Here is a 25,119-nt window from a genome sequence, read left to right as displayed (position 1 = left end):
TAAAGGGGAATAGTTATGAATTTTGCAAACACACTTGTTACCAACGTAACAGCAAACCAGGATACTAACATTGCCGTTTTGGAAATGTTAGAAATGGATACTAACCAAGAAGTACAATATCATGTTTATGAAGTTGCCTTCGCAGACAAAAAGATATTCTGCTGTTTATCTGGTGGTATCATTGCAGACAATGAAATTCAATTTACACCAATTGGCTTAGGTGCTTTTGAAGCAATGACTAATATTAAAACAGAAGTTGAGTTTGAATATTTTGCAGACGAGATTAATAAAGCCAATGGCAGTATTTCAGATCAAATTGAAGAAATTTTCACCCGCGTTCCAAATAACGCACGTGTATGTCTAATTGGTGACATTACAGGTGAATTAAAAGATGAGTTAAGTAAGTATTTTAAACTACTTCACTAATCGCATTGAACCCTTCTGATGAACCTGTCTAGTTAGGCAGTTTTCATCAGGGGATTTCATTTTATATAACCACGTAAAACCTTCCTTGAATTTAATCATTTTTTTGTAAAATTCCGCGCATTTCCATCATTAAAAACCACCTAATTAACATCTTGGCTCAGTTTTTGATATATCCCATTATCGAATAATTGGAAAGTCAAAAGAATGTCAAATGAGTAAGATCGGCGATGTTAACAACCACCTTGATTTAACTGGCCTACAGCAGTTAAAAGCACAGGCAACGAAAGATCCGGAAAGTAAAGAGGCGCTTAAACAAGCGGCAGCTCACTTTGAATCTATCTTTATTGGCATGATGTTAAAATCAATGCGTCAAGCTAATGCTGCATTTGAACAAGACAATCCAATGAATTCCAATACTACTAAGTTCTTTCGTGATATGTATGATCAACAATTGGCGACAGATATGGCGTCAAATGGTAGTATGGGACTTGCTGATATCATTGTTAAACAATTAAGTAATGATACTGAGAATTATAAAGCGGCAAGTACATTAAGAAATAACGCAGATTTAACTAGGCAATCATATTACCTAGACAATAAACCAACACAAACACAAACACTAACAAATGCAAATACCGATACGGTATCCAAACCTGATTCTCTGCTAAATGATTTTAATAAAGTCATTGATAAAGGCTTTTCGGCTATTGGCTCTGAAAAACCAGTGGCATCAGAACTCAGTCAAACCCAACATAAATCCAATAAGGCGCCGGTTAACTTTGAGTCTCCGGAGCACTTTGTAGATTCATTGTGGCAGTTCGCTAAGAAAGCCGCGAGCAAAATTGGTGTTAATCCAGCCGTTATCATTGCTCAATCGGCGCTTGAAACCGGCTGGGGGCAGCACATCATAAAAGATAAACAAGGTGAGTCTAGTTTTAATTTATTTAATGTCAAAGCGCACAGAGATTGGGATGGTGAAAAAGCCGCACAATCAACCCTAGAATTTGAGAAGGGGGTTGCGGTTAGAAAAACGGAACCATTTAGGGTTTATAATAACTTCACCGAAGCGTTTGATGACTTTGTAAAATTTCTTAAAAGTAATTCTAGATACGAAGGTGCTTTAGAAAAAGCAGCTGAACCGGAACAATTTTTGCAACAGCTACAAAAAGCGGGATATGCCACAGATCCAAGATACGCAGATAAAATCATTGGCATATTAAATAGCAGTACATTCAAAGATGTTGTTGGCAAAGTTATACAGTCAACGAACAGCAAGGTAGGGGCATAACATGGCAGGTGGTATTTTAGGTACAGGCGTATCTGGATTAGCAGCAGCACAATATGGTTTAGATACCACAGGTCACAATATCGCAAACGTAAATACCGAAGGGTACAGCCGTCAGCGTGTTGAAACCGTGTCCACTGTTGGTAACGCTTTTAGAAGTACATTTTTGGGTAACGGTACTCAACTTTCAGCAATCGAAAGAACGTTTAATGAATATAACTTTAAAGAAGTTATGTTCAACTCGTCGCAGTTTGAATATAACAATACCAATTATGTAAATGCTTCAAGAATAGATAATTTATTAGCGGATCCTGATACAGGCATCACTGTCACATTTGAAGAAATGTTTGACGGTATTAACGGTATTGTTGAAGAACCAACAATTATATCTGCACGTAATGTACTCATTGGCCGATCAGAAACGGTAGCCAATCGTTTTAATACACTATTTGAAGAAGTTGGTTTACAACACTTAGGTGCGATTAACGAAGAGATCCAAACATCTGTCCTAGAAATCAATTCAATGACTGAAGAAATTGCCTTCTTAAATACTAAAATTCAAGTTGAAAACGCAGTTGGTAGCCAGGGTTTTCCACCCAATGATCTATTAGATAAACGAGATTTGTTGTTAAAACGGTTAAGTGAAAAGATCCAAGTAAAAACAATTGAGTTACAAGACGGTACGATGAACGTAACTGTAGGGCAAGGTATAACGTTAGTGACGGGGGGATTTCAATTCCGTTGTCGGCAGAAAGAAATGAATTTGATAGTAACATGATGGAAATTGGTATTTCTGCCAATTCAACGACTGAAAATAAATCAATTATCACCAATCAATTAGATGGTGGTTCATTAACCGGCTTGTTTGATACCCGAGACAACATGATACTGCCAGCTATACAAGAGCTTGGTAAATTAGCAATTGCAATCGCAGACAGTTTTAATCGTCAACAATCATTAGGTTTAGATTTGAACGGGGATGCGGGACAGAATATTTTTAGAGATATTAACGATCCTCAGGATGTATTAGCAAGAACGTTAAACTCATCAAATAATACAAATAAGACTAATTTTGAACTGTACATCAGAAATACTGAGCAGTTAACTTCTCAAGAATTTGATATGGAATACGATGGGACAAATCTTGATATCTATGACGATGCCGGTAATTTAGTACAACAGTTTGACCCTGCCGATATTGCTGCAATGTCAGCAGGCACACAGTTGATTATAGGTGATACAGGTTTAGCGATGGCTATTGATGTTAATCAATTATCCGCTGGTGATGAGTTCAGACTGAGACCAACATATTATGGTGCTAATCAAATAGAAAGCATTATTGACGATCCTGAAAAAATAGCGGCAGCTGGAAATCCATTAGATATTGCGGAAGTTAATAACCCAAACAACGTTAAATTTAATTTATATGAAATAACCGGTAACTCTAGTGTGGCACCTGGACCTTTACCAGATGATTCAATTAGCATCGAAATTGATGCAACAGGTACAACATATCAAGTTCTGGACTCTGGCGGTGCGGTAATAAGTGGCCCATCGGCAATACCTGCAGACCAAATAATAGATGACCCAATCACGGGTATCCGTTTTGAACTTGAAGGTGTGTTAGCCGGAAGTGAGGTGTTTACAGTAACCCATGCTGATAATCCTGGGGTGAACGAAACTAAAGCGTTTGGCCCAGGTAACAATGAAAATATTTTAGCTATGTTAGCGTTTCAATCCGATCGAAGAATGGATGGCGGAACCAATAGTTTTTCTGAAGCTTATGCGGATCTTGTAACGTCAGTGGGTGTGGAAACTAAAAGTCGAGCAATATCAGCAGATTCTTTTGGGACTTTGTTGTCAGGTGCCGAACAAAGGTTAGCGGGTATCCAGGGAGTAAACCTTGATGAGGAAGCTGCTAATTTAATTCAATATCAGCAATCGTATGCAGCAGCAGCTCGAATAATTACGGTTGCTCGTGAAACTTTCCAAACGCTGTTATCGGCAGCGGGTTAGGGAGTAAATTATGACTAGAATTGCAACAGCTAACTATTTTGCTAGAAACATGGCGAGCTTACAGTTGAGACAATCGAATTTAGATCGTGCTCAAATGGAATTATCTACCGGTAAACAAATCATAAAACCGTCAGACGATCCAACCGGCTCGAATTCGATGATACGTTTGCGTCAAGAAATTGAAGTATCTAATCGTTATATTGTGTCTCAAGAATCTGCGGAGCGTTTTAATTTAACCAGTGAGTCAGCAGTGGCCAGCATGACTGATGTGATCTTTCGTGCTGAAGAGTTGATGTTGCAATCCATCAACGGAACCATGGATAAAAATAGTTTGGCGGCAATTGCAGAAGAGTTACAACAACGTTTAGAGCAATTTGAGGGCTTAACTAATACAACTAACGCGAATGGTGATTTTATATTCTCGGGATTTCAAACCAATACACAAACCTATGTAGTTGATGATTTTGGTTATCGCCAATATCAAGGTGATAGTGGACAAAGAGAAGTGTTGATTGCTGCGGGTTTTAAAGTCAAAGTTGGCGATCCGGCAAGTCAATTTATCGAAAATGTACCTTCAACATCTGCGTCATATGTGCCAACAGCCAATGCCGCAAACCTGTCAAGCTCGTCAATTTCTATGGGATTTGTCACTCAATCTGCAGAATATGAACGTGCAGCACAGAATGCGCCATTTACGGTGAATTTTATTGCTGGAGCGGGCGCTGGGCAGGTGAGAGTTGAAGTGCTAGATAATGGTGGAGTCGCTATTCCGTTAGAACCAAACAAGTCAAATTTTTTAGACATTACACCGGGCGATAAAGTACAGTTTAATGGCATTGAGTTTTCGACCCAAGCGAATCCAGCTCCTGTCGCAGGCGATTCATTTCAGTTTGATAGCTCATCAAATACAAGTGTCATGTGGACTTTGCAAAGAGCCATTGATGCGATGGGAATGGTCAGCTCCAGTTATACTGGCTCGCCAGATATAACAAATGCGTCAACGGCAACATTAACGGGCGGAAATATAGTGGACCCTGCGGTTGGCCATACAATTGATGATTTCACCGTGAACATTTTAGCTGGCGGATTATATGAAGTGTATGACAGTGCAGGCTCTTTAGTAGAAGGTCCTAGTGATTATACTAATGATAATAAAGTCACCTTTAATGGGGTTGAATTTGATGTTGGTGGCGTACCCGCAGCTGGAGATGTTTTTCACATCGATAGACCTGACTCTCAAGCTAGAACTGACTTAGTTAGTGATTTATTAACTGAATTAAAGTCTGGGTTGACGACAGTTGATAACACTCGTTCATCAATGGGCGCTCGTTTAAATGCGATTGAAGTTGAAATGTCAGCCCAATATCGTTTTCAAGAAGTCACTAAATCAACGTTGGCGAATATTGAAGAAATTGATATTTATGAAGCCATCACTAATTTAGAAATGTCGAAAACTGGACTGCAAGCATCACAGCAAAGTTTTGCAATGATGCAAAAATTATCATTGTTTGATTATATCTAATCATTATTAAGGACTAAGGGGTATTTATACTAAGTCCTAATTTAAAATTTGGCGTCAAATTGCCGCCATCCTTCCCAATTTTGCCGATAACACAAGTTATTAAAAATCCTACTAACAAAGCCTATATTTCCACCACATCTCTAGTGTTAATTTTCAATACCATCGTAAGTTATTGATTATAGTCGTTTTAGTGAATTCCTTTGTAATTATTCTTAATAAATAAGTTTGACAAATAAGTTGGCACGTAAGATGCAAATCGTAGTTTGGAGAAAGAACTTTAGGTTATTTATCTATAAAGTTCTAAGGAGAAAACAATGGCATTATTTGTAAATACTAACGTTGCGTCAATTAACGGCCAACGTAACTTAATGGGCTCAACAAACGGCCTTGAAACCTCGATGAATAGATTGGCATCGGGATTAAGAATTAACAGTGCACGAGACGATGCGGCCGGTTTGCAAATTTCAAATCGATTAACATCTCAAATTAACGGTCTTAATGTAGCAATGCGAAATGCAAATGATGGCATTTCAATGGCTCAGACTGCAGAAGGCGCGATGCAAGAATCAACGAATATCTTGCAACGTATGCGTGACTTATCTATCCAGGCGGCAAATGCCACCAACTCAACAGTAGATAGAAAAGCACTACAAGAAGAAATTATTCAGCTTAAATCTGAATTAGACCGAATTGCGAATACCACAACATTCGGTGGACAAAAATTATTAGATGGTTCGTTTGGTGTTCAACAATTCCAAGTAGGTTCACAAGCAAATGAAACCATAGCAATATCTATTAATTCGGCTCAAATCGATGATCTAGGTAGTGCAAGATACAACATGGCAGGCTCAAACCTTGCCGCTTCGGCAAATACTACATTAGGTTCCGCTGTTGATTCAAATAGTCATTTAATGGCTACAGCAGCTGAAACATTAACTATTGCAGGTATTAATACTGGTCAAGTATCTATCGCACAAAATGATTCTGCGGCAAATATCGCCTCTAAGATAAACTCAATATTTAATACAACTGGTGTAAATGCAGATGCTAAAACGGTATTACGTTTAGAAAACTTTGCAAATGCAGCTGCTGGTGATGGTATTAGTTTTGATTTATCCAACGGTACTGCAACGGAAACCATTTCATTTACAGCTACCGGTGTAGTCGAAGATGATTTGCAAACGTTAGTGAATAAAGTTAATGAAAATGCGGCCGTATTAGGTATAGGCGCTGTATATGATGCCGCATCTACATCTATTATCATGACCTCGGAAGCGGGCGATAATATTGGTATTACTAATTGGGCTGATTCTGGCGGTGGCGATGCGACTGTTGATATTCAAGGTCGCTCTTATGCGGATGACCAAGACGTTGGTGCTGCAGTAACTTTAGATGCTGGAACGCCTGCAGATACAGATGCGACTGTAAAAGGTCAATTACAAATGGACAGTACGGTATTGTTCAGCGTAAGTTCAAATACGGCTAATAGCGATTTATCCGGTTTACCTGGCGCAAATGATTTGGCACAAGCCGTTGAAGTTTCGATTGAAACTATAGATGTGACAACCGCAATTGGTGCTCAAGATGCAATTGCGATTATTGATGGCGCTTTAAGTAAAATCGATAGAAATCGTGCAACATTAGGTGCGGTCCAAAATCGTTTACAATCAACTATTCGTAACTTAGCAAACATTGTTGAAAACTCTTCTGGTGCTAGAGCACGTATTAGAGATACAGATTTTGCTCAAGAAACTGCTGAATTGACTCGTAACCAGATCCTTCAACAGGCGGGTACTTCAATCTTGGCGCAGGCTAATCAGTTACCACAAGCAGCATTGTCACTTCTCCAGCAATAACGCTTGGTATTTAGCTTTAAAATATCCATTTTGTTTTCTCATAAAAAAAGCCTTGTTTTTACAAGGCTTTTTTATTGCCGATCAGTAAAAAGTTGCCGTATTTGGCACTTGATTGCCGTTTATTATCTGCCGTTATATTTGTAATTAAGTTTGTTTTTATAGCTTTGATAGTCAAAGTTGAAAAAACGCATCCCCTTATGGATAAACGCTTTGAAAAGAACTTTTTGTTATAAATTTAGATTACTTTAACTAACTGGCACACTACTTGTATTGATATCAATAGGCGAATTAAAGTGCTGCCCGAAACCTTTTTAGGGTTCAGTGCTTGATTTCATATTATAGAAATCATACCAATCAGGAGAGTGTGATGGCGTTATTTGTCAATACTAACACTGCCTCCCTAAACGGGCAGCGTAATTTAATGGGGGCTTCAGGCGGCCTTGAAACTTCAATGCAACGTTTGGCTTCAGGCCTTCGTATAAATAGTGCGAAAGATGATGCCGCAGGTTTGCAAATATCAAATCGTTTAACATCTCAAATTAATGGCTTAAACGTCGCTATTCGAAATGCTAATGATGGTATATCAATGGCTCAAACGGCTGAAGGTGCGTTGCAAGAATCAACAAATATACTTCAACGTATGCGAGACTTATCTATCCAAGCAGCAAATGCGACTAACTCGACTGTAGACCGAAATGCGATCCAAGAAGAAGTAGTACAGTTAAAAGCAGAGCTTAATAGAATTGCAGATACAACTACCTTTGGTGGCTCTAAATTATTAGATGGTTCATTTGGTAATCAACAATTTCAGGTGGGTGCTCAAGCAAACGAAACGATAGGTCTAGCCTTTAACTCTGCACAAACAGATGACTTAGGTAGTGCTCGTTTAACGTTGCAAGGTTCTCAAATGGGTGCTGTATCATCAAATGGTGCTGATGCTGCAACCGCCGTCGCTAACTTAAACTTAGGCGCGACCTCTGAAAACTTAATTATTGACGGTGTTAATTCTTCAACCGTTGCTATCGGTCAATCAGATAGTGCGGCAACAATGGCGGCTAAAATTAATGCAGAATTTAATATAACCGGTGTTAAAGCTGATGCTCGTAATACAGTTGTATTAGAAAATTTTCTTAACTTAGATGCTGGTGACGGTATAAGTTTTGAATTCTCAAACGGAGATCCATCAAAATCTTCAACGGCAACTGAAATCATTTCTTTCACATCGACCGGTGTATTAACAGATGATATGCAGCTACTTGTTAATAAAATTAATGAAAAAGCGGCAGTTATGGGGATAGGTGCCACTTTTGAATCAACAGGTGATACAACTGGAGCACTGCCAGCTATAAAGTTAACATCTGAGTCTGGTAACGATATTGTAATCGCAAACCTTACAGATGATGATGCTGGTGCGGGTAATGCGGCAAGCTTTGATGTGGTTGGTCGTAACTATGACGATTCTGGTTTTGTAGGTACACCTGTGACAGTAGATACTGCAGCAGCTGGAACAGATTCAATTGCAGTGCGTGGTCAAATCCAATTAGACAGTACAATTGGCTTTGGTGTGACAAGTTCTGCAACAGCTGAAATATTAGGGTCTGGAACCACGGCAAGCCGAGCTTCTGAAATTACTATAGATACTGTTGACTTAACGACAGTGGAAGGTGCCCAATCAGCGATTAATGTAATTGATGGTGCATTGGCCAAGATTGACCGTAACCGAGCAACGTTAGGTGCGGTACAAAATCGTTTAAACTCGACAATCAATAACTTGTCTTCTGTTGCCGAAAACTCATCAGCAGCTCGTTCAAGAATTAGAGATACAGACTTTGCAACTGAAACAGCTGAGTTAACTCGTAACCAGATTCTACAACAGGCTGGTACGACAATTCTTGCACAGGCTAATCAGTTACCACAAGCTGCTTTAAGCTTACTTGGTGGTTAATTAGTAAAAAAATAATCAGTTAACTGTTTGAAAAGCGGCAATAAAATGCCGCCTTTCGGCAGTTTTTGTAAAAAAACATAAAATTTATTAAAGGAGCAAAATAAAGCGCCGATATAGCTAGTGACTGAAAAATAATTCAACCCGATTCGCGGGGTAGGAGAACATCATGGCTTTAACGGTAAATTCAAATCCAGCCTCAATAAATGCTCAGAATAAACTATCTGGCGCATCAGGTGGCCTATCAACATCAATGCAACGTTTAGCATCTGGTCTTAGGATCAATAGTGCTAAAGATGATGCTGCTGGTTTACAAATCTCAAATCGATTGACTTCACAAATCAACGGCTTAAATGTAGCGGTTAGAAATGCAAATGACGGTATTTCTATGGCACAAACAGCTGAAGGTGCGTTGCAAGAATCGACTAACATATTACAACGTATGCGTGACTTAGCTGTACAAGCTTCGAATGCCACGAATACAACAGTAGATAGAAAAGCAATCAATGAAGAAGTAACACAGCTTAAATCTGAACTAAACAGAATAGCAGATACTACTACATTTGGTGGTCAAAAACTATTAGATGGTACGTTTGGTAATCAACAATTCCAAGTAGGTGCAGATGCAAGCCAAACTATTGGTTTAGCAATTAACTCATCTCAAACTGATGATTTAGGTAGTGTACGTACAATGTTACAAGGTAGCGTGATGGGCCAAAATGGCGCAGCTAATGCAACTGACGCTGCTGGTGCGATAGCACAACTCAATTTAGCTACAGCTTCAATGAACTTATCAGTGTTTGGTGTAAATGACGCCGACATTAATATTGGTCAATCTGATAGTGCTGCTACTATGGCATCTAAGATTAATGCTGAATTTAATACTACGGGTGTTAAAGCCGATGCAAGAACGTCAGCTATTATTGAAAACCTAGCTAACATTGAAGCTGGAGACGGAATTAGCTTTGAGTTGTCAAATGGAGATCCAGCTAATGGCGCTTCTACAGCAACTATCTCTTTTAGTGCCTCTGGTGATGCTGCTACCGATATGCAAACACTAGTTAATAAGATTAATGAAGTGGCTTCTGAAACGGGTATTGGCGCTAAATTCGAATCAACAGGTAACACTGGTGGAACCGGTTTAGCAATTGCATTAACCAGTGAAGCTGGTGATGACATCGTTATTTCTGACTTTACGGATGACTTAGGTGCAGGTGCTAATGTAGGTTCTATCACAGTAACTGGTCGTAATTATGATGGTACAGAGAATGCGGCGGCAACAGGGATTGCAATAACTAATACGGATGACTCGGTAGCTGTACGTGGACAAATCCAGTTAGATAGCACACTTGGATTTAAAACGAGTGCTGTTGCTGCTGAAATAACAACTGCTGCAGGTGTGACGTTAGCTGAAGAGCAATCAATCGATAGCGTTGATTTAAGATCGACTGCAGGCGCTCAATCAGCAATATCAATTATTGATGGTGCGTTAGCTAAAATTGACAAAAACCGTTCTACTCTAGGTGCTGTACAAAACCGTTTGAGTTCAACAGTGAACAACTTAAGTTCAATTGTTGAGAATTCATCGGCAGCACGTTCACGAATTCGTGATACTGACTTTACGGTTGAAACTGCTGAATTGACTAAGAACCAAATCTTACAACAAGCAGGAACTTCAATCTTAGCGCAGGCTAACCAGTTACCACAAGCAGCATTGAGTCTGCTAGGTTAATAGGTTCAATAGCCTAGGTCTGACCTAGGCTATATTAACCTTAGAGAATTAGAACCAATATCAGTTTACCTTGATGTTGGTTTTAGTGTTTAGGAGGATGGTAGAATGAGTGATTTAATTTCAAATACAGGTATTACGAATTCGGTTGTATCCGAAATAGTAAACAAAAAAACTGAAAAATTGAATAACGATGACGTTCAAACCAATCAAAGTGAAGTTGTAAAAGTTGAGTCAAAACAAATTGATAAAACGATTGCAGAAGCACACACGGAAAAACGATTAGCAGTTAAAGAATTAGAAGACGCCGAAGAACAGAAAGCCATAGAGGAAGTGGCGTCAAAATTGCAAGATTTTGTTAATTTGATCGACAAACAATTACAGTTTCGAGTAGATGATGATTCAGGTCGTCACGTAGTGACTGTTTCTGATAAACTGAGTGGTGACGTCATTCGTCAAATACCTTCGGAAGAAGTATTACGTCTAGCTAGAAACTTATCTGATCTAGCAGATACAGCAAATCGTTCTGGTAAAATTATCGTTACTGAAGTTTAGCCGGAGTGTTTAACGTTATAATTTGAGGTACTTAAAATGGCAACTATATCATCCCCAGGTATCGGCTCTGGCTTAGATGTAACAGGTATTGTTACAGGCTTAGTTCAAGCTGAACAAGTTCCTTTTGAAGCTCGAATTAAAGATCAAGAAGACACAACAACTAATAAAATTACCGCTCTTGGTAGTCTTGTAAGTGCAGCTGCTGCATTTGAAGATGCTGCTGCAAAATTAAACTCTAGTTCTTTATTTGAAGTAAATAAAATTACTGGCTCCAACGACTACTTTACAACATCGGTGGATTCTACTGCCGTCGCAGGAAGTTATTCTGTAGAAGTAAAATCTCTAGCTCAAGGGCAAAAACTTGCCTCTCAAGGGTACGCTTCGGATGATTTTGTCGGTTCAGGTACAATGACGATCGATGTTAACGGTGTTGATATGGAACTAACGTTTGATGGTACTGAGACACTGTCAGACATGAAAGACATGATTAATGATGCGCAAGATAATCCGGGGTTATACGCTTCAATTATTACCGATGATGACGGTCAACATTTAATTTTAAATTCTAGAGAAGTAGGTAAAGACAACGCGATTTCAATTTCGGTGATTGATGACGATGCGGATAATACCGACTCATTAGGTTTATCGGCATTTTCGTTTTTAGATCCTAATGCAGATCCTGATTCACCAGCGCCAGTTGGCAATAATATGAATCAAACGCAAGCCGCATCAGATGCTGTTATCGTTATCGATGGCGCTTTAACAGTAACGCAAAGTAGTAACGTATTTAAAGACGCCATAGAAGGCGTCACTATCATTGCGAAAAAAGTTAATGACGAGAACGATACAAACACGATATCCGTATCTCAAGACACGTCACAAGTTGGCTCTGCTCTGGCTGATTTCGCAGCGGCTTATAATACCTTTCTTGAAACCTCGGTTACTCTTGGCCGTGTAAATACTGACTCTGGTATTGTTGGACCCTTAGTTGGTGAATCGATACTCAGAACATTAACCTCACAAGTCCGAAATGTGTTAAGTGAAACTATCGATTCCCAAGGAGGAGTAAATAGCTTAGCCAGTTTGGGGATTACATCGAATCGAGAAGGCTTGTTAGAAGTTGATGAATCGGTGTTAGCCAATCAAGTAAATGATAATTTCGAGGATGTTAAAGCATTATTTGTTGGTGACAATGGCATCATGAATAAGTTAACAGATTCATTATCTGGTTATACGGGCGGTGGTGGTGTTATTCAATCTAAAATTGATAGTTATAAGTCTACATTGGACCGATTATCGATTGAGAGAGAAACCTTTGCTGAAAAAATGACAGCTCTAGAAGCTAGGTTGTATACACAGTTTAATACGATGGATTTGTTAGTTGGACAATTAAATTCAACTGGTGATTATTTACAAGCTCAATTAGATAACTTACCAGGTGTAGTAAGACAAGATAACTAATGACTGAATTTAGTGATTTAGAAAAAACCTTTAACACAGCGATATCTACTGGTGACGTTGAGGAATTACAACAGGTATTAGAATCGTTCGATAAAAAATGCAAACAGTTAATTGAGCAAGAAACGGATCAAAATACTAAAAAAGCATTAATAAATACATGCATGCAACGCCAACAAAATTGGCAAGAAAAAATAATTGAATTAAAAGCAAAAGTTAAAAGAGAATTGGCCGATATAAAATCAAACGGCAAAAAAATTCAGAAATATCTGACCTCTTATTAAGGTAAATTATTTATGCGTAGTGCGATTAAAATGTATACCCACATGAATGCGCAAACACAGTTGACCGATGCATCACCACATAAAGTAATCCAACTGCTAATGGCTGGTGCCATTGATCGTCTGATAAAAGTTTCGGCCATGATGGAGAATCAAACCGGTGGATACCATGATACTTTATCCAACGCGATTGATATTATCTTAGCTTTAAATTGTGCATTAGATATGGAAAAAGGTGGAGAAATATCTCAAAACTTAAATGCACTTTATGACTATATGCAACTTCAATTAGTACAAGCTAATATTGAAAAAGACTATAAAAAAGTAGATGAAGTCGTAGATTTAATAAAAACAATTAAAGATGGTTGGGATCAAATCTCAGATCAATAATAACTTTACTCTTGGTATAACTATTGTATAAAAGCAGGCATAAGCCTGTTTTTTTTATGGAAAAATTATAGTGAAAGCTGACAACAGTACAATGACCATCCAAGAATTAGAATACGCTATCGTCGCTAAAAACTTTGCTGAAGCTGAGAGGATTCTTATTTATTTAACGACGGTTTATACAGAAGATAAAGTCGAACTTACTGCTGCACCATTTAATCGAGCGTTAACTAAAGAACAAAAGGTGTTAGAAAGCTATCAGGTTATAGAAAAATTAGCGACGTTAATTACCACTTGGTTTTCTGATTGGAGTTATACCCCTAGCAAGGAAACTTATGCATTTATCTGTTTACAAAAGTCATTCATAAACAACTTATTTACAGCGAGTTCATACCATTCCACAGATCATATTTTAACTAATTTGGCATTAATTAATAAAACTGATTATACACCCGAGCAATTACGTCGTTTGTTGTTCGTTATCACTGTAGAAACTGCTATTGATGTACCATGGGCACAATTATTTAAACATATTCCCGACCTGACAGTGTTATCATTTTCAGGACAAATACGTTCAATTAGTATTCAAATGAGCAATCGGTGCCAACGTAATATTGGACAGTTAATTGAAGGTGCTAAACACGCACCTATAGTACATACAAAAGATCCTGAAAATTTATCACCACTTATCGCTACATTTTTTAATTGCAGTAACCTGGCTCATCCTGAAAAGTATGAAATAAAAAAGTGGATAGTGCGTTGCTTTGAAAGTTTTATGCAGGAATATCTTACACCTGGTCTTAAAAAGCGAATAAATAATGATGTTAAGGCTAGGCCAGAGACCAATAAACCAACTATTTTAGTTTTCCACGAGTTTTATCATTACAACCATGCTATGTATCGAGGGCACCATCCAAGAATCGCCGTCTTACGTGAAAAATTTCACGTTGTTGGAATGGGAATCGATAGTCAATTCGATAGTCTAGGTCAGGAAGATTTTGATGATGTTATCGTAATCCCTGAAGCTGAAAAGCTAGACTTAAATTCGATGGTAAAGAAAATTCTGAAAGTAAAACCAGATGTTGTCTTTTATCCTTCAGTTGGCATGACTATTTATGTTCCTTTGATTGCGACGTTACGCTTAGCACCAATTCAAATAGCTTCTGCCGGTCATCCCGCAAGTACTTTCATCCCTAACATAGATTACTTTCATTGCTTGGATATCGGAATAAGTGAAAAAGTTATGGAATCTATTATTTCTGAAAAGTGGATGCCTGGTAAACGAAAAGGCTTATTTAGGAAAGAAACACCAATTAATTTAACCCCCACTCATATCAATAAAGAAATAGTGAATATAGTTGTTAATGGCGTCATCCAAAAGATATCTCATGAAGTGATAGCTGCTTGTACAAAAATTACTGAAAATTCTAATAAAAGTGTTAAATTTCACTTTTTTATGGCTCATCCTAAACAAGACATTGAATTCTTTTCTGCTAGTTCTTTACTCAGACGATTTTTACCAAATTCTGAAATACATCCATTTTTAAGTTATAACCGCTACATGAGCGTTTTGAATGACTGTGACTTTGCGATCGCAACTTTTCCTTTTGGTGGAACTAATAGTAATGTTGATCTGGTTCGTTTAAATAAACCTAAACTATTTATTCTAGATAAGAGTGATGTTTGTGGTCTTACCGATATGGATATTTGGGGTAGTTTGGATTATCTATCTGGTCTATGTAGCTCAGTGGATACGCTTGTTGACAAGGCTACAAGTTGGGTGAATGATGAAGCTATGCTAAAAGATGAAATTCTTAATATGAAAGGTGCGTGTTTAAATGAGAAATTTAACACAGCTGAGCAAAGCAGTCTGAGCACAGAATTATCTGATGGTATTTATCAGTATATTTTAGAGGCGAATAATGACTAATTACTTGGATACCTTAACTCATAGAGGGTGGGTAAAGTTTGACGATGTTTTTTCTACTCAATTGGTCGATGAAATTTTGGATGAATATTTAACTAATGAACACCACTTTGTGAATATTCAAAATCAAAAAGGCATTGCACATTTAGTTGAAAATGCGACTCACCATAGTTTTGTAATTTGCAGGAAAATGTTAACACTATTAGAAAACCCAATACTTGGGAAATTTCTAACAGAGTATTTTAATGGCGCATATATTTTGAATACGATGGGCGTTAGTCGAATTACAAAAGTAAATAAAACTTATACCCAAAACATCCATCGAGACATTCGTAGTTTTTCTGGTTCAAATAAGTTGTGGTTAAATGCAATAATCTTATTGAGCGATTCTACTGAAGAGAATGGTGCAACTTGGATGTTGGAAGGTTCTCAAAACTTTCCAAATAAACCAAAAGAAAAAGAATTTTTTGATAATGCGATCCGTGCGACAGGCAAAAAAGGGGATGTGATCTTCTTTGATGGGAATATGTGGCATGCAGCGGGTAAAAATTTAACGGAAACTGATCGATATATTATTACTCCTTTTTTTCAAAACCTTACATCAAACAACAATTAGATTATCCAAGGGCACTTGGCATTGATTTTGGGAAAACAGTAACACCACAATTAGCTCAAGTCTTAGGATATAACGCGATGGTACCTGTATCTTTAGAAGAGTTTTATCAAACTGATGAAAATAGATTCTACAAAAAATCTCAAGGTTAATAAAATGTTCCAAGATCTTTTTATTATAATGTTCGTGTTAAAATCTAAAAAAGCTAAATCTGTCGAAAAGGCACCTAAATAATATGCATATAGAATTGAAAAACACGCTTTTAAACTACAATAGTGAATGGTTGATACTTAATAAATGACAGTGTCAATATTAAGTGCCTTCTCCAGCGAAGCATTTCTCAAATTCAGCCAAGGTGAATCTGAGCAACCAGCACAATTAGTCGGCAGTGATCCGTACAGTAAGTACCCTTTATTTATTAAGCGCTCCAATAATCTTATATTTAAGCCGAATTCTACCGTTTGTTTTACACCAATTTGTTTATCAGGCCCAGTTCAATTTGATCTCCACAACGAAATCTCATATTTGTGTGACAATAACCCATACTTATCTGCTGGATTTATTCAAACCCGAAAGATATTAAATAGGGCCAATCAGGAAAATCAGCTGATATCAACACAGTTTGGTTTTGTTAAGCAAGAAAGCAGAACAAATTATATGTTGAAGCTTGGAGATGTAAATGACACCTTTTTAGCTGGTCTCAAACGTGATTCGAGATCTAGAATAAATAAAATTATGAAACAAAAGGATGAATTTGATTTTACTCTAGCCTCAACCGTCAGTGACCTTGAATGTTTTAGTGAACTTTATGATGAGACTGCTCAGCGTAATAATTTTTCACCTTCATATAAGTTTGGTTTGCAACATTGGAAAGTATTACTCGAAAACGAAAGTTGGAATTTATATCTATTGAAACACCAAAATAAATTGGTTGCTGGATGCGTTGTGTCGACTGTACCAGATGGGTATGACTATACATTCATGGCCCATGTACCCGGAACGTTTGATTATAGTCGAGCGATTGTATATTTTTTATATCAATACTTATCAAAAAACTCTAATGCTTATTTGTCATTAGGCGGTGGTATTGCAGAAGGTGATTCTCTAGCAAGGTATAAATTAAGCTTGGGAGGTCAAGCCGTCTCTTTTAGCAGAGTTAAGTTTGTAGTAAATAACCGGTTAAGTAACCGTTTATCTGAAAAGGAGTTATTTCAATTAATGGAGGTAAAATGGCCTCCTCAGTAATAATTCATATTGGTAACCCAAAATCTTACTCTACAACAATACAAAACTCTGCATCTTTATGTGAACGAAATAATGGCATTGTTTATACAGGGTTTAGACCCAATGAAGATCTGACATCTTGGTACCAATCTGCATTAGAAAGCAAACTGCTCAATGTCGGTTTACGTTATCAAAATCGATTCCACTTTAACGAAATGTTTCAACAGTACCAGGATTATGTTGGTTCACAGTTAGTGTTAGCAGAACAACAGCAACTTGAATATTTTGTTTCAAGTGAGAATATTGCAATGAAAGGGCTAACGAATGAACTTGATTCGTATGAAAAATTGCGACGTTTGAATTCACTATTTCCTGAAAGAAAAAAGTGTGTGCTAATTTTCAGAAATATAAAACGTGCTGTTTATTCAATGTATAAAGAATACGTTAATCACGGCTATAGTTTTAATTTTCAGTGTTTTTTAAATGAAGTTTATAAGTATCGGGAGTTTAATTTTCTCGATGCATTACTCCCTAATTTGATGTTAAAACAAATTGCTGAAACTCAATCAGATAAAACGACAATCGAATTTGTATTTACCAATAACGTGCCTAATTACAATTTATTGAAAAATAGCTTTTCGTTTTTAGAGCTCTATGGGGAAGCTCACCGCAAAAACACAAGCGAATCAATGCAAGTGTGTGAGGTAATCTCAAAACTAAACGCTAAAAACTCAATAGGTTTAAGCATGTTAGGGATGAGTGAAACTCACCGTTTATTTTGGCACGAGCTTGATAAAGACGATGACTTCTACTGGCTAAAACGTAGAATCATCAAACAAAATATTAAAGTTGGAATACAAAGTGTATGTAACTCAAATAATAAAAATCACTTTGATCAGCATTTTTATAATAGTGCGCTATACGAGTATTTAAAAGCGAATAAACAAGCAATGTTACATAACCTGGAGAAAGTTGATCAGGTACTTGTAACTAGAGGTGATATTGAAGATGTATGGCAAGGTATATAAAAATACACTTCATATAACCAACTAAAACAAGAATCGGGAAAAAAATGGAAAAGCAACAGTTTAATTATAAAGGCAGAGATCAACGTCGATGGGACGTTTTAGAGCGTTTAACCAAAGAACACGATTTATCGTTAGAGGATGTACTAAAAAACTTCCCTGCATTTCTAAGACGTAGAGAGCTGCCTCGCTTTTTGGCTCATTATGAATTGTTTAAACATGTAATTGATTTACCAGGATGCGTACTTGAGATGGGCGTGTCTAAAGGGGTAAGTTTAATTACTTGGGCTAATTTAATGGAAACATTTTGTCCTGGGGATAGAACTCGATTTGTCTATGGCTTTGATCATTTTCAAGGGTTGCAAGATTTTTCTGAAAAAGACGGTCACCCAGAACAAGGCAGTACTGTAGGGAATGAAGTTGGAGGTTGGCAAGCACCTGAAGCATTAGCAAAAACATTAGTTGAATTATTTAATGAAGACACCATGCCGCCCAATATCGATAGGGTTAAAATCGTAGATGGTGATATTTTTGACACCTTGCCTAAATTTTTAGAGCAACAACCAGGTTTAAAGATTTCACTATTACATATGGATGTAGATTTATACAATGTAACTAAATATTGTTTAAATGAGCTGTATGATAAAGTTTGTACTGGTGGTGTGATTATATTTGATGAGTATGGTTTAGTTCCTTGGCAGGGAGAAACCTCAGCTGTAGATGAGTTCTTTAAAGAAAAAGGCATTGCACCAGTTTTTAAAAAGTTTCCTTTTTCTGCTACGCCAAGTGGTTATTTCATTAAACAAGATTAGGTAACGGTTTTGAATATTGGTTGTTTTAAACTCTCGGACTTTACTGACCCCGATAAAATTATTGAAATTAAAAGTGAATTTGTCGATCAAGGTATTGTAAAAGTTTCAGGACTTTTTAATGAAGCACAATTAGAGCAACCAATTCAAGATCTACTGGCTGTTATTAGTGGTTGGTCCAATACAACAAATTTCCCTAATGACCCGGATGAAGCATTTAACTTATTATGTAAAAATAATGTTAAGTCAGCAGATATTGCTTTACGTATAGCAAAGGATTTACCGAGTTTTCAGAGCCTTATATCTAATCAAAACCTTTACTCGGTGATTGGTCATTTATTGGGTGAAAAACATTTACTTTCCCCATTTGACTGGTCGTTATTTCGAATTGACGGGCAAAGTACAAAGGTAAGCCATTTTGAATGGCACCAAGACTATCAATATAATGTTATAAGTACCAATGCGGTTACTTTCTGGATAGCTTTGAGAGATGTTGAGCTTGATATGGGCCCTTTAAAATTTGTCCCTAAAAGTCATAATAAGATACATGCTATTCATAAAGAAACTGAGGTGGAAGCCAACAATCCTAACAGGATTAGGATCGTAAAAAATGATGAATTTGAACAATTAGTGCTTAATCAAACAGACGTTGGTGTGATCAAAAAAGGTGAATGTATTTTGTTCAATACTTTATTATTACACGCAAGTGGTATAAACAAATCAGAAAAATACCGTTGGGTAGCAAATGGTAGATATGCCCCTGCAAATGATAAAGAATTAATGGCGCGTGATTTTTATATGGCAAGAACAAAGTATCCTAGGTTTTTTGAATCAGCACACCAAGATCTCGTAATTTAACGTATTAATTACGCTATTAACCCTTTTAAGATATAGGAAGTAACGATGAGCACGGAATTCAATTTTCAACATCATTTAAACAATGGTGAAGTAGAGTCTTATCAAGCATTAGTCAAACAACTACATGATAGCCCCATCCCGGACAACGAAATTTTAGCTAACATGGGTTTGTTTTTAAATCGCAGTTCTTTAGCAAGAATTTTGTTTTTCTCAGATTTATACAAAAATATATTAAATAATCACGGGGTAATAATGGAGTTTGGCGTTCGTTGGGGACAGACTTTAAATTTGATGTCTTGTTTACGCTCTATGTATGAACCATTTAATACCAGCAGGAAAATAATTGGTTTTGACACTTTCTCTGGTTTCCCGTCAGTGTCTGATAAAGATGGCAGTACGGAAAAGTCTCAAGTTGGTAATTATTCAGTACCAACTAACTATGAAAAAGTACTAGAACAACATCTTCAGATTCAAGAGTCTTTGAACCCTAAAGCTAATGTGAAAAAATTTGAATTAGTCAAAGGTGATGTTAGTCAAACGTTACCAAACTATCTAAGCAGACACCCTGAGACTATTTTATCACTGGTATATTTTGACTTAGATTTATACGAGCCAACTAAGTTTTGTTTGGAGCAGTTGTTACCTTATTGTCACAAAAATACAATCTTCGCGTTTGATGAATTATGTTATACCGACTTCCCAGGTGAGACTTTAGCATTAAGGGAAGTGTTTCAAGGACGTGAATATGAAATAATACGCAGCCCAATTTCACCCCAACAAAGTTATGTGGTGTTAGTTTAATGACTCAACGTTTATCGGCTTCGACTCAATGGAAGGAGTATTATGCTTCGTTATCTAAGACGAATAATTTCTATCCAGAAAACTTTGTTACTCGTGTCTTTTTGTCAAAATCACCTGTCGAGTTTTTAAATGATAATTATATTGGCAAAACTATTTTAGATTTGGGGTGTGGACACGGACGAAGTATTCCATTTTTAGTTAATAATGGTTTTGCTGTGACAGGGTTAGAAGTATCAGAAGAGCAAGTAAACTTGTTGGAGACTCGCTTTCCTGAACAACACTTTTTAATGGGGGTAGCAAACAATATACCTGCCTCGGATAAACATTTTGACTATGTTTTAGCTTGCAACTCAATTTATTATTTAGATCAAGACCAAACTACATTACATGATAATTTTGCAGAAGTGGCAAGAGTATTAAAAGCAGATGGTCGATTTGTTTTTTCATTATTAGGCCATCAACACAGTATTTTTGATGGCTCTGTAGAACTTCCTAATCATGTATTTAAAATAAAACATGATTTTTTAGGTTTTAGGCAGGAGTGTCGAGTCCAAATTTTTAACCATGAATTAATCAATAATGAATTGGCCAAGTTTACTATATTACATCATGGTGAATTATTAGAGACTGTGGCTGGAACGACAAGACATATACATTATTTTGTGGCGAGCCTTAAATTATAATTTGTAACTCTATTCTGTATTTCAGTGAACGGCAGGTTAGCGATAAGGTCTAATATTGATAAATAGTTAACAAATGTGCTGCTGTTAAACTGTTCATATTCGACTAACTCTGGTTGGATATAATGCAGCTTTATGCCAAATTTGTTAAAATTATCAGGTGTGTATAATCCTAATTTCTCAGCATTGGGCGGGTTAATATAACTTGAAGCCTTTAATTGTTGGCAAATATCTATGATCCTAGTTTCAGATGACAAATTTAATTCATTTGGGATGTTAGATGATAGCAAAATTTGCGTATTTAAATTTAACTTGTCTATTAATACTTGGATGCTGCTTTGTAATAAAGTAAGTAAACTATTTGCCTCAATTTCATATTGAGGGGGGCGCTCGTTTGGCAATTCAAGCTGTGATAAAAAAGTATCAAGCTGTTGGTACTGAGGTGAATCTTGGTAATTGACTCGAATCTGTTTAAATAATTTACTAATATTTTCTTTGGGATTAAATATATTATGTTGGTTGATTTTTCTATTTTGACTGGCTTTTTCCACAGGTAAATTAAACCGCTCTATCCCTTTTTTACTCAATATATTATTTCTATTTATCCACCCACGTTTAATGTAATTAACATCATCAAATATAACGAAGATATCCACACTGTGTATTATTTGAAAATACCCCAAATATGGAAATAAATATGGTTGCATTATCGCGACTTTCATAGGCGTTAAACGTTTTGCTTAATAATCGTCGATATATTCGTGACGTGATTTTTACTTAAATTATGCATTAATGGTAAACATAATATTTTATTAGAAATAACATCACTCACTGGTAAAACGGAACGTACCGATTCATTTAAAAACTTATGATTTTTAGGGTAAAAATACCGACGACTCAAATAACCTTTATGACCGAGTTGTTCTCTGGTATTTAATAAGGCATCTTCAGTTTCAAATTTTATTGGCATATACATAGGTGGCGTATAAGAGTCATAATTGGAACACTGGAGAGTTACAGCGCCAGCTAATTGCGAGTGATATCGTGTTAATGACTTTTCTCTGTTTTCAATTAACATTGGCAAATCGTCTAAAATACATAACCCCATAGCAGCATGTAATTCACTCATCTTGGCGTTAATACCAGCTTCTTCTACTACACCATTCTCGCCGATACCAAAATTAATCAACCGTTTAGCTCGTTCATAATCATCTTTTGAATTAAAGGTGATAGCACCACCTTCTACGGTATGGAACAGTTTAGTGGCATGAAAACTCATGCAATGTATATCACCGTATTGTAAAACACTTTTCCCTTTAAATTTTGACAGCATCGATTGTGCTGAGTCATAAATAATAGGGATGTTATGTTTTGAACCTATTTTATCAAATGCCTCCATGTCACAAGGCATACCAAAAATATTGACAGGTACAATAGCGTCAACTTTAGTAGTTGTTAGATGTTTTTCTACAACCTTAGGATCCAAGTTCCAGCTGTTTTTATTAATGTCACTTAATTGTATGTTGGCGTTCTGCCACTCTAACGCTGTTGTGGTCGCGGGGAAGGTGAATGGAGTACTGATCACCGTTTTATTCGTTAAATTTTTTATTTTATACGCTAACTGTAATGCCGCTGTTCCGTTGCTAACTAATAAAAGGTATTTCACTCCTAGATAGTCTTTTAACCTGTCCGTTAACTCTTTTAACAAAGGACCGTCGTTGGTTAGCCATTTTGCATCAAAAGCTTTTTCTACATAATGCATGTATTTATCTAGAGAAGGCACATAAGGTTGAGTCACTAACACTTTGGACTTAAGAGGCGATAGAGGTAACTGAACGACCTTGGATTGTTGCATAACACCTCCTAACTAATATTAATTAACTTTGTAATACATTTATAAATGTAATCGTAATGACTCGTTATCTAGGCAAATTGTATACCAAACAAGAAATCGACTACGCCTCTACAGTATTTACTGTATCGGACTCGATAACTAAAAACATTAATTAAATGCATAAAAGCATTCAGGTATCGACAGCAAATACTAGTTATTATAGTGGCGTAAAAATTGCTAATCATTCTCATAGTATAAATTTCAAACTAAATTTATTGAGTGCGAGCCATGCAAATAGCAACAAATACAACATCTCGAAATATCAGTAATGAAATGCGTGAAAACCAATTGCATCTTAGTGATAGGTTAACAAATTTAACCACTGGTAAACGTATTAATTCATCCTCAGATGATTCAGCAAACCTACAAATATCGAATAGGCTTGGCAAACATAATACTGGGATGAGTGTCGCTATAAGAAATGCGAACGACGGAATATCAGTTGTTCAAACCGCAGAAGGGGCAGCACAAGAAACCACAAACATATTGCAAAGAATGCGTGAGTTGGCGATTCAGTCAGCTAATGCGAGTAATACAGGTCGAGATAGAGAAGCCCTACAAGAAGAAGTCATTCAGTTAAAACAAGAACTTGATAGAATTGCCGATACGACTACGTTTGGTGGTCAGTTGTTGCTCAATGGCAGTTTTGGCTCTCAACAATTTCAAGTCGGCTCGGATGCAAATGAAGTGATTACATTATCGTTAACTTCATTACACACCTCTGACTTAACGCACAATGAATTTGCGTTAAATGGTCAGGCGACAGACAATATATATTTAGATTCAAGTTTAGTTGGTGCTAAAGCAAAATTAACATCTGAAGGTTTTGGAAATAATGCCGCAGGTCCTCAAACGGAAGTGTTAACACTGCAAGGCAAAAGCTCACAGTCTGTAGCACTGAATTCGGATGATTCTGCCAAAGCAATAGCAACAAAAATTAATGCAGAATTTGATAAAACCAATGTATCAGCCAATGCTAAAACGGAAGTAGCTCTGCATTTTCATGATGGTGTTACGACCAACAGAACCGCTTTTGAAGCAGATGAATTGGTAAGTTTCGATATAGGTAATGGCTCTCAAACTCGTACTGTATCGATTACCGCTTCCGGAAGTATGAATGAAGATATGGTTGCGTTACGAAATAAGATTAATGAAGAAGCTGCGTTAACTGGTGTTGGTGCAGAATTTGATTCAGTTTCAAACCAATTAATTTTGACTAATAACTTTGGCGATAATATCGAGATATCTAACTATTTTGAAAGCTCTGAAGGTGTTGATAATCAAGTCGCTTTAACCACGATAGATTTAAATGGTGCTTTTAGTCAATCGGTTAACATGAGTAATGATGGTTCAGCAGCCGTCATCAGAGGACATGTTGAATTAGAGTCGGTTTCTAACTTCAAAGTTAAATCGAATATTGACTTTGGTACCGTAAACAACGCTATTGCAAGTAATACGCTTACTCACCAGTCTGTAGAAGAGTCAATTGAAAATATTGATTTAACGACGATTCAAGGCGCACAGGATGCTATATCCGCTATCGATAGTGCATTAAGTGCGGTAGATAAAATACGTTCTAACTTAGGTGGGTTACAAAATCGTTTTTCATCGACGATAAATAACTTATCTACTAATCACGAAAATAGTAATGCGGCAAGGGGGCGGTTAGTTAATGCCGATTACTCTAAAGAGGCGGCAGAACTTGCCAGACTACAAGTTACTCAACAAGCTACAACAGCGTTGTTAGGGCAGGCAAACTCTATGCAAGATCAGGCGATCCGCTTATTAGGTTAATTGAATAATATAATCATATTTTTCAATAGCTTATAAA

At 36.8% G+C, this 25,119-nt stretch carries 22 protein-coding genes and 1 pseudogene; 21 read left to right on the top strand and 2 right to left on the bottom strand.

Translation table 11 applies throughout. From position 1 onward, the window contains the following. Positions 1–15 precede the first annotated feature (15 nt). The 20 genes and pseudogenes from RT723_RS07355 (at position 16) to RT723_RS07260 (ending at position 21,397) form a co-directional block, all read left to right on the top strand. Positions 16–426, top strand: coding sequence for a hypothetical protein (locus RT723_RS07355; protein WP_216054504.1), 411 nt, complete (start codon positions 16–18; stop codon positions 424–426). A 211-nt stretch (positions 427–637) separates the two neighbouring features. After that, positions 638–1,714, top strand: a complete 1,077-nt coding sequence (flgJ, locus tag RT723_RS07350; protein ID WP_315946505.1) for a flagellar assembly peptidoglycan hydrolase FlgJ — start codon at positions 638–640, stop codon at positions 1,712–1,714. Position 1,715: 1 nt separating this feature from the next. Next, positions 1,716–2,650: pseudogene (flgK, locus tag RT723_RS07345) on the top strand (flagellar hook-associated protein FlgK); the annotation flags it as partial. Between the two features lie 183 nt (positions 2,651–2,833). Beyond that, entirely contained in the window at positions 2,834–3,727 is an 894-nt protein-coding gene (locus tag RT723_RS07340) for a flagellar basal body rod C-terminal domain-containing protein (protein WP_428983647.1), read from the top strand. A 10-nt stretch (positions 3,728–3,737) separates the two neighbouring features. Further along, positions 3,738–5,249, top strand: a complete 1,512-nt coding sequence (gene flgL / locus RT723_RS07335; protein ID WP_315946502.1) for a flagellar hook-associated protein FlgL — start codon at positions 3,738–3,740, stop codon at positions 5,247–5,249. A 314-nt stretch (positions 5,250–5,563) separates the two neighbouring features. Continuing rightward, a complete protein-coding gene (locus tag RT723_RS07330) occupies positions 5,564–7,105 on the top strand; it encodes a flagellin N-terminal helical domain-containing protein (protein ID WP_315946501.1) in 1,542 nt (513 codons plus the stop codon). Positions 7,106–7,472: 367 nt separating this feature from the next. Further along, complete coding sequence (locus tag RT723_RS07325; protein WP_315946500.1) at positions 7,473–9,050, top strand: flagellin; 1,578 nt, start codon at positions 7,473–7,475, stop codon at positions 9,048–9,050. Between the two features lie 166 nt (positions 9,051–9,216). Continuing rightward, positions 9,217–10,779, top strand: a complete 1,563-nt coding sequence (locus RT723_RS07320) for a flagellin N-terminal helical domain-containing protein (RefSeq protein ID WP_315946499.1) — start codon at positions 9,217–9,219, stop codon at positions 10,777–10,779. Positions 10,780–10,884: 105 nt separating this feature from the next. Beyond that, positions 10,885–11,331, top strand: coding sequence for a flagellar protein FlaG (locus tag RT723_RS07315; protein ID WP_315946498.1), 447 nt, complete (start codon positions 10,885–10,887; stop codon positions 11,329–11,331). A 36-nt stretch (positions 11,332–11,367) separates the two neighbouring features. Continuing rightward, positions 11,368–12,792 carry a flagellar filament capping protein FliD gene (fliD, locus tag RT723_RS07310; RefSeq protein WP_216054496.1) on the top strand — a complete coding sequence of 475 codons (1,425 nt, stop codon included), beginning with the start codon at positions 11,368–11,370 and terminating at the stop codon, positions 12,790–12,792. Then, on the top strand, positions 12,792–13,073 hold the full coding sequence (locus RT723_RS07305; RefSeq protein ID WP_216054495.1) for a hypothetical protein: 282 nt from the start codon (positions 12,792–12,794) through the stop codon (positions 13,071–13,073). Before fliD ends, RT723_RS07305 begins: the two co-directional genes overlap by 1 nt. Positions 13,074–13,085: 12 nt before the next feature. Further along, positions 13,086–13,460 (top strand): flagellar export chaperone FliS, encoded by a 375-nt coding sequence (gene fliS / locus RT723_RS07300; RefSeq protein WP_216054494.1) that lies wholly within the window; start codon positions 13,086–13,088, stop codon positions 13,458–13,460. Positions 13,461–13,530: 70 nt separating this feature from the next. Beyond that, on the top strand, positions 13,531–15,387 hold the full coding sequence (locus RT723_RS07295) for a hypothetical protein (protein ID WP_315946497.1): 1,857 nt from the start codon (positions 13,531–13,533) through the stop codon (positions 15,385–15,387). Then, positions 15,380–16,000 (top strand): phytanoyl-CoA dioxygenase family protein, encoded by a 621-nt coding sequence (locus RT723_RS07290; RefSeq protein ID WP_315946496.1) that lies wholly within the window; start codon positions 15,380–15,382, stop codon positions 15,998–16,000. The genes RT723_RS07295 and RT723_RS07290 overlap by 8 nt, the downstream gene beginning before the upstream one ends. Before the next feature lie 300 nt (positions 16,001–16,300). Continuing rightward, positions 16,301–17,242, top strand: coding sequence for a hypothetical protein (locus tag RT723_RS07285; protein WP_315946495.1), 942 nt, complete (start codon positions 16,301–16,303; stop codon positions 17,240–17,242). After that, positions 17,227–18,249: a hypothetical protein gene (locus tag RT723_RS07280; protein ID WP_315946494.1), complete on the top strand. Its 1,023-nt coding sequence runs from the start codon at positions 17,227–17,229 to the stop codon at positions 18,247–18,249. The genes RT723_RS07285 and RT723_RS07280 overlap by 16 nt, the downstream gene beginning before the upstream one ends. A gap of 44 nt (positions 18,250–18,293) precedes the next feature. Continuing rightward, the gene (locus tag RT723_RS07275; protein ID WP_315946493.1) at positions 18,294–19,058 is read left to right on the top strand and encodes a TylF/MycF/NovP-related O-methyltransferase; all 765 of its coding nucleotides are present in this window, start codon (positions 18,294–18,296) and stop codon (positions 19,056–19,058) included. Positions 19,059–19,067: 9 nt separating this feature from the next. Beyond that, complete coding sequence (locus tag RT723_RS07270; RefSeq protein WP_315946492.1) at positions 19,068–19,913, top strand: phytanoyl-CoA dioxygenase family protein; 846 nt, start codon at positions 19,068–19,070, stop codon at positions 19,911–19,913. A gap of 45 nt (positions 19,914–19,958) precedes the next feature. Next, complete coding sequence (locus RT723_RS07265; RefSeq protein WP_315946491.1) at positions 19,959–20,714, top strand: hypothetical protein; 756 nt, start codon at positions 19,959–19,961, stop codon at positions 20,712–20,714. Next, the gene (locus RT723_RS07260; protein ID WP_315946490.1) at positions 20,714–21,397 is read left to right on the top strand and encodes a class I SAM-dependent methyltransferase; all 684 of its coding nucleotides are present in this window, start codon (positions 20,714–20,716) and stop codon (positions 21,395–21,397) included. Before RT723_RS07265 ends, RT723_RS07260 begins: the two co-directional genes overlap by 1 nt. Here RT723_RS07260 and RT723_RS07255 read toward each other — a convergent pair. After that, complete coding sequence (locus tag RT723_RS07255) at positions 21,370–22,101, bottom strand: WbqC family protein (protein ID WP_315946489.1); 732 nt, start codon at positions 22,099–22,101, stop codon at positions 21,370–21,372. The two genes, RT723_RS07260 and RT723_RS07255, sit on opposite strands and share 28 nt — an antisense overlap. A 20-nt stretch (positions 22,102–22,121) precedes the next feature. Then, complete coding sequence (locus tag RT723_RS07250; RefSeq protein ID WP_315946488.1) at positions 22,122–23,249, bottom strand: DegT/DnrJ/EryC1/StrS family aminotransferase; 1,128 nt, start codon at positions 23,247–23,249, stop codon at positions 22,122–22,124. A gap of 267 nt (positions 23,250–23,516) precedes the next feature. On the opposite strand from RT723_RS07250, the gene RT723_RS07245 reads away from it, so the two are divergent. Continuing rightward, positions 23,517–25,082 (top strand): flagellin N-terminal helical domain-containing protein, encoded by a 1,566-nt coding sequence (locus tag RT723_RS07245; RefSeq protein ID WP_315946487.1) that lies wholly within the window; start codon positions 23,517–23,519, stop codon positions 25,080–25,082. The last annotated feature ends 37 nt before the right edge of the window (positions 25,083–25,119 follow it).

The sequence above is a fragment of the Psychrosphaera aquimarina genome (assembly GCF_032461525.1).
GTDB classification, from domain to species: Bacteria; Pseudomonadota; Gammaproteobacteria; order Enterobacterales; family Alteromonadaceae; genus Psychrosphaera; species Psychrosphaera aquimarina.
The sequence above is the reverse complement of the archived record's forward strand: the minus strand, read 5'-3'. Positions and strand labels throughout refer to the sequence as shown.